This window comes from Deltaproteobacteria bacterium, from assembly GCA_020848745.1.
Lineage (GTDB): Bacteria > Desulfobacterota > Binatia > UTPRO1 > UTPRO1 > UTPRO1.
The window spans coordinates 266,500-276,862 of the sequence record JADLHM010000098.1 but is presented as its reverse complement, the minus strand read 5'-3'; the positions used below and the strand labels follow the sequence as shown (position 1 = coordinate 276,862).

The 10,363-nt window shown below is 71.5% G+C and carries 12 protein-coding genes; 7 read left to right on the top strand and 5 right to left on the bottom strand.

Features of this window, described 5'->3' with window-relative positions:
- Both IT293_15110 and IT293_15105 read left to right on the top strand, forming a co-directional pair.
- Nucleotides 1–383: phosphoketolase (locus IT293_15110; GenBank protein MCC6765986.1), on the top strand; the 383-nt coding region annotated here is incomplete at its 5' end.
- The gene (locus IT293_15105; GenBank protein ID MCC6765985.1) at nucleotides 380–2,683 is read left to right on the top strand and encodes a hypothetical protein; all 2,304 of its coding nucleotides are present in this window, start codon (nucleotides 380–382) and stop codon (nucleotides 2,681–2,683) included. The genes IT293_15110 and IT293_15105, both read left to right, overlap by 4 nt.
- 109 nt (nucleotides 2,684–2,792) lie before the next feature.
- Here IT293_15105 and IT293_15100 read toward each other — a convergent pair whose 3' ends face one another.
- The 4 genes from IT293_15100 to IT293_15085 all read right to left on the bottom strand — a co-directional run bounded on the left by IT293_15100 (nucleotide 2,793) and on the right by IT293_15085 (nucleotide 6,835).
- On the bottom strand, nucleotides 2,793–3,416 hold the full coding sequence (locus IT293_15100) for a hypothetical protein (protein MCC6765984.1): 624 nt from the start codon (nucleotides 3,414–3,416) through the stop codon (nucleotides 2,793–2,795).
- 249 nt (nucleotides 3,417–3,665) lie between these two features.
- Nucleotides 3,666–4,943 carry a hypothetical protein gene (locus tag IT293_15095; GenBank protein ID MCC6765983.1) on the bottom strand — a complete coding sequence of 426 codons (1,278 nt, stop codon included), beginning with the start codon at nucleotides 4,941–4,943 and terminating at the stop codon, nucleotides 3,666–3,668.
- Between the two features lie 118 nt (nucleotides 4,944–5,061).
- Nucleotides 5,062–5,799: a hypothetical protein gene (locus tag IT293_15090; GenBank protein ID MCC6765982.1), complete on the bottom strand. Its 738-nt coding sequence runs from the start codon at nucleotides 5,797–5,799 to the stop codon at nucleotides 5,062–5,064.
- Nucleotides 5,800–5,803: 4 nt separating this feature from the next.
- Nucleotides 5,804–6,835: an SPFH domain-containing protein gene (locus IT293_15085; protein ID MCC6765981.1), complete on the bottom strand. Its 1,032-nt coding sequence runs from the start codon at nucleotides 6,833–6,835 to the stop codon at nucleotides 5,804–5,806.
- A 226-nt stretch (nucleotides 6,836–7,061) separates the two neighbouring features.
- Here IT293_15085 and IT293_15080 point away from each other — a divergent pair, with 226 nt between their 5' ends.
- Nucleotides 7,062–7,331 (top strand): type II toxin-antitoxin system Phd/YefM family antitoxin, encoded by a 270-nt coding sequence (locus IT293_15080; GenBank protein MCC6765980.1) that lies wholly within the window; start codon nucleotides 7,062–7,064, stop codon nucleotides 7,329–7,331.
- Between the two features lie 5 nt (nucleotides 7,332–7,336).
- Nucleotides 7,337–7,732, top strand: coding sequence for a type II toxin-antitoxin system VapC family toxin (locus IT293_15075; GenBank protein ID MCC6765979.1), 396 nt, complete (start codon nucleotides 7,337–7,339; stop codon nucleotides 7,730–7,732).
- Nucleotides 7,733–7,752: 20 nt separating this feature from the next.
- On the opposite strand, the gene IT293_15070 is transcribed toward IT293_15075, so the two are convergent.
- Nucleotides 7,753–8,664 carry an LLM class flavin-dependent oxidoreductase gene (locus tag IT293_15070; protein MCC6765978.1) on the bottom strand — a complete coding sequence of 304 codons (912 nt, stop codon included), beginning with the start codon at nucleotides 8,662–8,664 and terminating at the stop codon, nucleotides 7,753–7,755.
- Nucleotides 8,665–8,832: 168 nt separating this feature from the next.
- Here IT293_15070 and IT293_15065 point away from each other — a divergent pair, with 168 nt between their 5' ends.
- The 3 genes from IT293_15065 to IT293_15055 all read left to right on the top strand — a co-directional run bounded on the left by IT293_15065 (nucleotide 8,833) and on the right by IT293_15055 (nucleotide 10,363).
- Nucleotides 8,833–9,072, top strand: coding sequence for a type II toxin-antitoxin system Phd/YefM family antitoxin (locus tag IT293_15065; GenBank protein MCC6765977.1), 240 nt, complete (start codon nucleotides 8,833–8,835; stop codon nucleotides 9,070–9,072).
- Nucleotides 9,069–9,455 (top strand): type II toxin-antitoxin system VapC family toxin, encoded by a 387-nt coding sequence (locus IT293_15060; GenBank protein ID MCC6765976.1) that lies wholly within the window; start codon nucleotides 9,069–9,071, stop codon nucleotides 9,453–9,455. Before IT293_15065 ends, IT293_15060 begins: the two co-directional genes overlap by 4 nt.
- A 110-nt stretch (nucleotides 9,456–9,565) precedes the next feature.
- Nucleotides 9,566–10,363 (top strand): crotonase/enoyl-CoA hydratase family protein, encoded by a 798-nt coding sequence (locus IT293_15055; protein MCC6765975.1) that lies wholly within the window; start codon nucleotides 9,566–9,568, stop codon nucleotides 10,361–10,363.

Genomic DNA, 10,363 nt, shown 5'->3' with positions numbered 1-10,363 from the left:
TCTTCACGACCGACAAGCCGGTGATCTTCGCCTTCCACGGCTACCCGTGGCTGATCCACCGCTTGACCTACCGCCGCCACGGCCACGAGAACCTGCACGTGCGCGGCTACAAGGAGGAAGGCACGACGACGACACCCTTCGACATGGTCGTGCTGAACGACCTCGACCGCTTCCACCTCGTCGGGGACGTCATCGACCGCGTCCCCGAACTCGCAACGCGCGCCGCCTACGCGAAGCAGGCGATCCGCGACAAACTCTTCGCGCACAAGCAGTACATCGCGCGCTTCGGCGAGGACATGCCGGAGATCCGCGACTGGCGCTGGGGCGGTGCGGGCGGCGGCGCGCCAAGCGCTGGCAGCGACACGGCGGCCGACAACACGTGAGCCGTCGTCGCGCCGCGGCCGCAACGCCTCAGCGCACGGCGCCTCGTCACACGACGCCGCCCGTCGCGGCCACCCCGCGGCCGCTGGTCGCGACTCGTGCGGCCGCATGGACGGCCGTCGCGCTCGTCGGCGCCGCCTTCGGGATCCACCACCTCATGGATCCCGACCTCTTCCAGCACATCGCCGTCGGGCGCGAGATCCTCGCAAACCCGCGCTCGCTCGGGGTCTCGAACTTCATCGAAGCCTACCCCGACTACCCGTACGTCGAAGACAAGTGGCTCGCCTGCGTCGTAGTGGCGCTCGTCGAGCGGCTCGGCGGCATCGACGGCGTGATGCTCTACCAGATCGCACTCTGCGTCGCGGTCGCAGCGGCGTGGTACGACATGCAGCGCGCCTGGGGAGCGTCACGCGCGGTCGGCGTCTTCGGGGTCGTGGTGGCGCTGCTGGTTTGCGCGTTCCGCCTGGAGCCGCGACCCGACACGGTGAGCCACGCGCTCCTCGCGCTCACGATCGCGATGGTCGCGCGGCCCGTCCCCTTCCGGCGCCTCCTCGCGCTCACGGCGGCGCTCTTCGTCGTCTGGATCAACGTGCACGGCTACTTCGTGAACGGGATCCTCGTGCTCGTCGCGGCGGCGGTCGCGACCGCGCTCGGCGACCGGAAGCTCCGTGCGCCCGGCATGCCGACGGCGGGCGAGCGCACGCTCGTCGTCGCGGCCGCGCTCGCCGCCTGCCTCGTTCACCCGCAAGGCTGGTGGGCGCTCGCAGGGCCGGTGCTGCAGCTGACACTGATGCGGAGCGCGACGTATCACGGCGGCATCCAGGAGCTCGAGCCTATCGGGCGGCTCTTCACGGGCGCATCGACCTTGCAGTGGGTGGTGTTCGCCGTGCCGTACGCCATCGCGCTCGCGCTCGCCGTCCGCCATGCAGCCGGAGGCCGCGGCAGCTCGGCGACGCCGCGCCAGGCCGCCGCCGCGCTCGCCGCGCTGCCGTGGCTCGCCTGGCCCCCCACCGGCATGGCCGACGCGCTTCCCTATCGCGCGACGATGGCCCTCTGGGTCATGGCGAGCGTCGAGGTCCTGCCGGCGCTCGCAGAGCGCCGCCTCTTCGCCCCGCTCGTCTTCGCCGGGTTCACCGTGCTGGCAGCACCCGCGGTGCGGAACCTGCCGCTCGTGGCTCCCGCCGGCCTGCTCATGGTCGCCCCGGCATGGACCGCGATCGAGGAAGCGCTCTCGGAGCGTGCGCGCGGGCGGGCGCTCACTCGCGCCGCGCTCGTCGCAACCGCGGCCCTCGTGGTGTGGCTCCGAGTGAGCGACCGGCTGAACGGCTTCGTCCGCGCTCCGACACGGACGGGGTGGGGCGTCGACGCCGATCGCTTTCCGGTCGGCGCGGCCGATTTCCTCCTCCGCAACGACCTTCCCGGACCGCTCCTCAACGGATTCGACGTCGGCGGCTACCTCCTCTATCGCGTCCATCCCGCGCGGCGCGTTTTCATCGCGGGCAACACGTCGATGTACCCGCTCGAGTTCTTCGAAACGTACATGCAGCAAGTAGGCGGTGCGTCACCGAGTCTCGACGCCATCGCCGCGCGCTGGCCCTTCGAGACCGTCGTGTGGGATCTCGCCTCACCGTCGGCGCAGTCGCTCCTCCCGGTGCTGGCCGCCGACCCGCGCTGGAAGCTCGTCTACCTCGACCACGGGGGGGTGGCCTTCACGGCCGCGCCCGCCGCGGCGCCGCTCGACCTCCCGGCACGGGTCGCGGAGCTCGCGACCCGCGCGGTCGAGCAGCCGGCGCTGCCGACGTGGCTCGGCGGCAAGACCTTCGGGTATCCGGTGATGAATCTTCCGGCCTTCCTCTTCAACACCGGGCACCCCAACCTCGCGCTCGCCTTGGCCGAGCCGCTCTGGACCGACGCGCCCTCCGAAGCGCTCGCGGTCCTGATCGGTGCCGCGGCGACGCAGACGAACGCGGTCGGGCCGCGCCTCCCGATGCTCGAAGCGGCGCTCGCGCGCTGGCCGACGTCGCGGGATCTCTTCACGCTCGTCTTCGTCGGGAACGGACACGAAGCGAATCGGCTGCTCGCCCGCGGCGCCGCGGCGCAAGCGCGTCCGCACCTCGAGCGCATGCGCGCGCTCCAGCCTCAGGCGTGCGGCCCGTACACCGGACTCGCGCGCGCCGCGATCCTGTCAGGGGACCGCGCCGAAGCGGCCGCGATGGCGCGCGCCGCGCTCGCGCGCGACGGCGACGGCGCCTGCCGCGGCTTCATCGCGAGCGATCCGTCGCTCGCGGCGCTCCTGCGCTGAACGCCGCGCGCGAGCGTCCTGCCGCGGGAGCGAAACGAAAAAGCGGCGGCGTCGCCTCGCGAAGGAGGCGACGCCGCGTCAGGATCAGATTCGGCTGCGAATCAACGCTTCAGGGAATCGCGAGCCCGGACATGCCGATCTGCGATCCAAGGCCTCGACAGGACGGATCGCCGAATCCGATGGTCGCGGGGACCGTGTTGTTGACGACGGTCATGCAAGTGCCCGCCTCGGGCGCTCCACCGAGTTGACCCCAGACCTCGGCACCGGTGATCTCGATGCTTCGTCCAAAGCCGGGCGGCAGCAGGGTCAGGAGACCCGCCAGGCTCATCTTGGTCTTGCCCTTGCCCCCCTTGAGATCGACGGGAACCGGAACCTCCACCCCGGGGATGAGGAGCGGAGGTCCAGCGATCGCCGGAAGGTAGAGCCTGATGATGACGACGTATTCGCTCCCGTCGAGGATCGCGCCGGGCGCGGCGTCCTTGAGGCTGTCGTTGAAGACCGTGGAGGTCGTCAACGGCGCGCCCATCGAGTCGGTCACACCGGCGAGCGCAACCGAGAGATCACCCTTGTCGCTAAGCTTCAGCTGGCTCTTCGGCGACAGGGTGGGGTTGGCGGCCGGGGCGACGGCCGAGTTCGTAACGAGGTTGGTCGCGTACTTCGTCCCGGCCAGGGCCGGCGCCACCGGCATGGCGAGCGCCATCGCGATCAAGGCAAGCTGCTTCACACTGTTCATGGCTTCTCTCTCCTTGGGAATTCCCGCCTTCAGCGGGGGGTTGGTGCTGACTCCGTCGAAACGCCCGCGTGCGTCACGAGGTACGGCACACCTTCTCCTGAAATCGCGGGATACGGTTGGGCATAGTCTGACCGTACGGTCTGGGTCAAGGAAATTTCTGCGCGTCGATGACGCCGAGCGGCATCACGAGGCCAGCCGCAACTCCCGAGCGCGCAGGGCCTATGGCGCCGCGCGCGGGCGCGCGGACGCTCAGGCGCCCCCGCAGCGGAAGAGGCCGGCCTTCGTACCGCCGCTTCCGGGCGGCTGCTTCACGTTCGCGCTGTACGTCACCCAGGCGCCGCTCCGCGACACGCCGATCTCCTCGAAGATCTTCTGGTAGCGCGAGCCGGGCAAATACATGCCGACGGGCACCGCGCTCAGACGCGTGACCACCGCCTCGTCGACGCCGTCGTAGAGGAAGACGCCCTCGTGATCAGGATCCGGCGCGACGTTGGCGCGGAAGCCCGCGCGCGCGCCGTCCGTGAGGTTCGGCTCGGTGATCGTGCGGAGCGTGCCGCCGGTCGGGGCCGCGTCGCGCGTGCGCGCGAGCGCGGTCGTCGCCGGACCGACCGGATCGTAGAGGAAGAGCCCCGTGCCGCTCGCCGACCCGGTGATCGCCGCGCGGACGAGGACCTGATCCGAGGCGTTCAGATCGGGATCGCCGAGGAAGCCGGCGTAGGTGGTGCCGGCGACCGGGGTCGCGTCGCCCGCGAGCGCGACGCGGTCGATGCCGAGGCCGGTGGCGCGATAGACGCCGACCAGCTCCGTCTCGAGCGCGTCGGCGCACGACACCTTGGTGCCGACCTGGAAGGCCGTCGTCGTCGCGCCGAGCCCGACCGCCGGCGCGAGGAAGGAGCAGATCTCGCGCCCGTCGAGCGTGGCGTCACCGACGCGCGCGATCGACGCGACCGTCATGCTGCCCCCGTCCCAGAGGAAGATGCCGCTCGGGCCGCCGTCGACCCGCGCGAGGAACGCGACGTCGCCGGCGGCGTTGATGCGCGCGAGGCCGTCGAAGCTCGCGTAGGTGCCGCCGCCCGGCGCCGCGTCGCCGGTGCGGGCGGCCGCGAGCGCCGCGCCCGCGGCCGGATCGACGAAGATCCCGGCGCCCGCCCCGAGCGTCGCCAGGAACGCGACGTCGCCGGCGTCGTTGATCGAGGGTTGGCGGAACTGCTCGTAGGCGCCGCCGCCCGGCGCCGCGCCACCGGCCTCAGCGAGCACGCTCGGCGCGCCGCCGTTCGGGTAGAGATAGAGACGGCGCGGACCGCCCTTGGGCGTCGCGAAGAACACCACGTCGCCCCCACCGTTGATCGCGGGGCCGCCGTGGCGCTTCTTGCCGAACTTGCCGCTGAGCGCGGCCCCGGCAGGATCGGCGAGGCCCTTGCGGGCAATGGCCTCGCAGGTCCACGTGAGCGCGTCGGCGGACGACGCGGCACAGGCGACGATCGCCGTCGCGACGACGGCACGGACGACTCGGCACTTCGACGACATGGGATCCTCCTGGCGGCGGCGCGGTGGAACGACGCCGAGCCTGACACGCGCGTCGCGACCGGCGCAAGCGCCCTGGCGGACGCGAGACGCGCGCGAGGACCCGAGGAGGGAGCGGAGCTCAGTCGGTCGAGCCCGCGAGCATCCCCAAGACCGCGCCGATGCCGGCGCCGACGAGCCCGATCGCGGCGCCGAGCTCGACGTCGCGCCCGGACTCGCGTTCGACGCGGCGGAAGAAGTCGTCGACCCGCAGGCGGTCCATCGCGAGGCGCGCCGGCAGCGCCGGATCAACCGTGCCGCGCTTCTCCTCGGCGGCGCTGAGCTCGCGGAGCACCCGCTCCACGTGCGCGGGGTCGAGGGTCGAGACCGGCGAGCGGCAGTAGTCGCAGACCGAGCCGCGCTCGAGATCGATCCCGGCGCCGCAGCCGTCGCAGCGGATCGTGCGGATGCGCTGCTTCAGGTCGGCGAGCTCGGCGGGTGCCAGCGGACGGACGAAGTCCTTCTCGCGCAGGAACTCGACGAACGTCGTGAGGCGCCCGTGCTCGGCGGGACAGCGCCAGTAGCGGAAGGCGACGTGGCGCTGGCGGTCGTGGGTCTCGACGAGCGCCACCCGGCAGCGCGGGCACGCCGGCCGTGCGAGCGGCCGCGGCTGCTGCTCGGCGCGATGCTCGTGGATCGACGTGAAGAGGGTGAGGATCGCCCCCGGCGCGAGCAGCAGGCTCTCGAAGCCGTCGAACCAGACGATGCTGCACGGAAAGCAGAGGTCGAGCCCGAGCGGCTGCCCGTACTTCCCCTGGAGCGCCTGCGGCGTCGTCGGCCGGCTGCAGCCGGGACAGGTGAGCGAACGAACGTCGCCCAACGCGTCAGCTCAGCTCGCCGCCGCACGCCGAGCAGAAGCGGCCCGGCTGCGTGAGCGGCGTGTAGCAGTAGGGACACGTCGTCGCCGCCGCCGCGGGGGCGGGACCGGGCTGCGGAGCGCGCGGTGCGCTCGGCCCGCCCGCGCCCGACGGTGGCGCCGCGCCGCCCGCGGCGCCCGCCGCGCCGATCGTCTGCGCCATCGCCTGCCCCATCGCGACGCCCGCCCCGACGCCGACCCCGGCACCGGCGGCGCCGCCCTCGCTCGCCGCCGCGAGCGGGATCGAGCGCGCCGTCTGGAACTGCGTGTAGCGGCCGAGGTCGCCGCCGACCATCGTCATGCCGATGCGCTCCTCGAGCCGCTTCTGCAGCTCGTCGGGGAGCGTCAGGCTCTCGAGCCGCACGTCGGCGATCGCGAGGCCGAGCGGAGCGCAGTCGGCGCTCGTGCGCGCCGCGACCGCGGCCGCGAGCGCGGGCTGGTTCGCCGCGAGGTCGAGAAACGGCACCGCGCCGGTGCCGAGCTCGGCCGCGAGCGCGCTCACCAGCATCGCGCGCAGCTGCCCCTCGAGGTCGGCGACCCGATAGACGTCCCGCGTCCCGGAGATCTGCTGGTGGAAGAGCCCGGCGTCGACGATGCGGAAGCTGTAGACGCCGAAGGCCCGCACCTGCACCGCGCCGAGCTCGCGGTCGCGCACCGTCAGCGGCTGCGGCGTCCCGAACGACTGCCCGACGCGCCGGCGCGTCGAGAAGAAGTAGACCTCGCTCTTGAACGGTGACTCGAACATCTTCGCCCAGTGCCGGAGGTTCGTGAGGACGGGCAGGTTCCTGGTGCGGAGCACGTACCGCCCCGCCTCGAAGCGGTCGGCGATGCGGCCCTCGTCGACGAAGACCGCCACCTGGGTGTCGCGGACGATCAGCGCGGCGCCTTGCTGGATCTCGAGGTCGGCGGTCGGGAAGCGCCAGGCGAGGACGTCGTCGCCCTCCTCCGTCCAGTCGATGACGTCGATGAACTGCTTGCGGATGAAGCCCGCGAGTCCCATGGGAGTGCCCTCCGCTGATCGCACGGAGCAAAGCGGATGCCACGGGACTCGATCCCCGCGACCGGTAAGTCGCTGACGAATCGATGGCATCGCGAACCGGGAGCGCCGCCCCCGGCGCCGAGCGTCAACTTTGCGTCGCCGCCGCGCATGGAACGGCTCGTCACATGCTCGACGAAGGTCCAGGAGCGCGTTGCTCGTCCGGCAGCAGTATGGTCATATTGGTCACATGCGGAAAACCTCGCTGGCGGACGCCAAGGCCCGTCTCTCGGCGATCGTCGACGATGCCGAGCACCGCGGAAGGCGCATCTTGATCTTGCGTCACGGCAAGCCGGCCGCGGCCATCGTGCCCGTCGACGTGGCGTTTCCTCCCGCCCCGAAACGTCGTCGGGGTCGCCCCGCGACCGTCCGCCGGAGCATCCGAACGTTCGTCGACGAATTCAGCGCGTTCGAGCCCGGGGTATCCGCCGTCGAAGATCTCCGGCGAGGACGGCGTTGACGTTCGTGCTCGACGCATCGGTCGCGGTGGCGGCGTTGCGAGCCACCGAGCCCGGGCACGCCGCCGCGCTCCGCCGGTGCGCTCGGCTGTTCGAGGGCCGGGACGACATCGTCGTGCCGGTCCTCTTCGACGTGGAGGTGACGTCGGCGCTCGTCCGTCGGGGCATCCCACCCGAACGGATCCTCGCGTTCTTCGCGGAGCACCTGCCGTCGCGTCGGTTGGTCACGCTCGGCCCGCGTGCGGCTCGCACCACCGCGACCGTCGCCGCGACGACCAGGCTGAGGGCGGCAGACGCGGTGTACGTGTGGGTCGCCGCGCGGGAGAACCTTCCCCTCGTGACGAGCGACGAAGAGGTGCTGGCGCGTGCGCCGCTCGCGGGCGCACGCGCGGTCGCACCGTGAGCGTCACCCCTCCCGCACGGTCACGACGCTTGCTTCGGTACGATCCCCTTGATCGCCGCAACCAGCTTCCCGCCCGCGCGCGCTGCGAACTCGTCGGGGTCCATGAGCGGCGAGAGCACGAAGTGGCGGCAGCCGGCGTCGGCGAAGCGCTGTAGCTGCTCGAGGCAGTCCTCGGGGCGGCCGAGGAGGCAGTACTTCTTCGCAGCGTCGCGGAAGGGCCGGTTGTAGATCATCTGGAGGAGATTGGCGGCGCCGTCGAGCGCGCGCTCGTAGTCGTCGTCGAGGATCGTGAAGAGGAACGCGGCGGTCTCGAACGGAACGTCACGGCGGCCCGCCTCCTCCGCGTGGCGGCGGATCGCGGTCATGTTCCCGGCGTACTGCTCGGCGGAGCACATGTGGGAGATGTAGCCGTCGCCGAGCCGGCCGGCTCGGCGGAGCGCCGGCGCCTTGCGGCCGCCGACGACGATCGGCGGGCCGCCCGGTCGGACGGGCTTCGGATCCATCGAGATGGGGCCGAACTCGAAATGCCGCCCGTGATGCGCGACGCCGTCCTCGGACCAGAGGCGGCGCAGGAGGCCGATCGCCTCGTCGGTGCGGCTGCCGCGTTCCCTCACCGGAACACCGCTCGCCTCGAACTCGGGCGGGAACTCGCCGCCGACGCCGACCCCGAAAAGCAGGCGCCCGCCCGAGAGCACGTCGAGGGTCGAGACGGCCTTCGCGGTCGTCGTCGGGTGACGGAGCGGCAGGAGATACACGCTGCTGCCGATCTTCACGCGCTCGGTCGCGCCGGCGACGAACGACAGCAGCGTCAACGACTCGAGGATCGGCACGTAGAAGGAGACGTGGTCGCCCGCCCAGACCGAGTCGAAGCCTCCGGCCTCGAAGGCGCGCGCGAGGCGGAGCACCCCGTCGCGATGTTGGGAAGTGAGCACGGCGCCGCACTCGACGCGGGAGCTCGGGATCAAAGGATCGGCCATGGTCGAGCGGTGTGCGACGGAACGCGACCGCTTGCAAGCGTCGCTCCCGCGTCGCCGACGCAAAGGCACGTGAGCGCCCGGCCTGCCTTGTCCCTCTCCGATTGACCAGATAAGATGACCAAGATGGCTCGGAAGCTCCCGACCCAGGTCAACGTCGCCGAGGCGAAGGCTCGGTTTTCCGAGCTCGTCCGGCGGGCCCTCGCAGGCGGGGAGGTCGTCATCGCCAAGGACAACCGTCCCATCTTGCGGCTCGTTCCCCTCGAGCAGCGCACGCCGCGAAAGCCCGGATCGGCGCGGGGCACGATCCGCATGGCGCCGGACTTCGACGCAACGCCCGAGGACTTCAAGGACTATGTGAAGTGAGACTTCTCCTCGATACCCACGTCCTCCTGTGGTGGGCCGAGGACGATCCAGCACTTTCGCGGCGCGCCAAGACGGCCGTCGCGGATCCGGGCAACGATTGTCTCTTCAGTCTCGGAAGTCTCTGGGAGATGGCGATCAAGCTCAGTCTCGAGAAGCTCGATCTCCCGGATTCCGTCGATGTTTTTGTCGAGCGACATCTCGTGGGGGGCGGGTTCCACGCGCTCGCGATCGAGCTCGCTCACGTCGCCCGTGTCGCCAGGCTTCCCTTCCACCACCGCGATCCGTTCGATCGCCTGCTCGCTGCCCAGGCCCTCGAGGAGGACATCGCGATCGTCACGCGCGATCCCGTGTTCACGCGCTACGGCGTGCGTAGGATCTGGTAGGTGGCGGCGATCGATTGGGCGGCATACCCCCTGTTCGTGGTAGACGGGCTCGCCATCGAACACGCCGGGCCGGCGCCCGAGCGATCGAACCGCTCCCGAAGGATGACCCCATGAACACCGACCATTGCCTCGTCGAACGTCACGCCCACGTGCTCGTGATCACCTTGAACCGCCCCGAAGCGAAGAACGCCCTCAGCCCCGGCATGCTCGCCGGCATGTACCGGGCATGGCGCCGCCTCGACGACGATCCCGAGCTGCGCGTCGCGGTGCTGACCGGCAAGGGCGACGTCTTCTGCGCCGGCGCGGACCTCAAGGCGATGGGCGCGGGCGAGGTCGACGACGACTTCATGCAGCTCATGTCGGAGGTGCCCGACATCCACTGGCAGGCGCTGCTCCGCCACAACCGCCCGACGAAGCCGATCGTCGCCGCCGTCGAGGGCTTCGCGGTCGCGGGCGGCACCGAGATCCTGCAGGGCACCGACATCCGGGTGGCGGCGGAGGACGCGACCTTCGGCGTCACCGAGGCGCGCCGCGGGCTCTTCCCGCTCGGCGGCTCGAGCGTGCGCCTGCGCCGGCAGATCCCGTACACGCTCGCGGCCGAGATCCTCCTCACCGGGCGCCACGTGACCGCCCGCGAGGCGCTCGCGTTCGGGCTCGTCGGCCGGCTGGTGCCGAAGGGCCAGGCGCTCGCCGAGGCGATGCGGGTCGCCGAGCAGGTGGCGGCGAACGCGCCGCTCTCGATCCGCGCCCTCATGCGCATGCTGCGTGAGATCGACGAGAGCTGGTCGGAAGTCGACGCGCTCGCGAAGGAGCTCGAGCACGGCAGCCCGATCTTCGGCACGCGCGACGCGAAGGAAGGCATGCGCGCCTTCGCCGAGAAGCGGACGCCGACCTACACGGGAGAGTGA